Source organism: Bremerella sp. JC817, assembly GCF_040718835.1.
Taxonomy (GTDB): Bacteria; Planctomycetota; Planctomycetia; order Pirellulales; family Pirellulaceae; genus Bremerella.
On the sequence record NZ_JBFEFG010000262.1, the window covers coordinates 1 to 557 of the forward strand.

General features: G+C 60.0%; 1 protein-coding gene. It reads left to right on the forward strand.

Annotated elements, in window-relative coordinates:
- A partial coding sequence (locus AB1L30_RS06370) for a hypothetical protein (RefSeq protein WP_367012598.1) occupies window positions 1-361 on the forward strand: 361 nt, incomplete at its 5' end.
- Between the last annotated feature and the right edge of the window lie 196 nt (window positions 362-557).

Genomic DNA, 557 nt, shown 5'->3' on the forward strand with positions numbered 1-557 from the left:
CAATACCGAGGCTCCGCCGCCGAGACCATTGAACAGGGCCACTAGCTGCGGCATCTGGGTCATTTCGACCTTCACCGCCAGCGCCCTGATGGCCCGGAAGCGGTGGGGGCTGGGTCTGGTGGCGCTGCTGGCAAGCCTTGCGGTGTTCTTGATCAATGTGAGCTACCCGGAATGGACCGGCGGATGGTCGACCGGGCCGAGGCTGCTGGTGCCGCTCCTGCCGTTCGGGATGATCGGCGTGGCGGGGCTGCTGGCGGCCGGGCCAATCCGAAAGCTAGGGCCAGGCAAATTCTGCGGCTGCTCGACGATCCCCACGATCGTTATCTTGTTTTCTGTTTGCGGCCCCATTCCTCCCAAGTAATTACTGGTTTTCCTTGGCGTCCATTTATGACAGTGATGCTATCGGTAGCGCCAAACCATAGGTTGCGTTCAGGATCGTAACGAAGGTTTCGTAGTCGCCACTGTTCGTTTTATCCAGCAAACAGAGCGAGAAACCACCGGCAGCACCAAAGCCCGGTACGGCTGGCGGCTCGAAGAACTCGAGCTTCACATCCGAG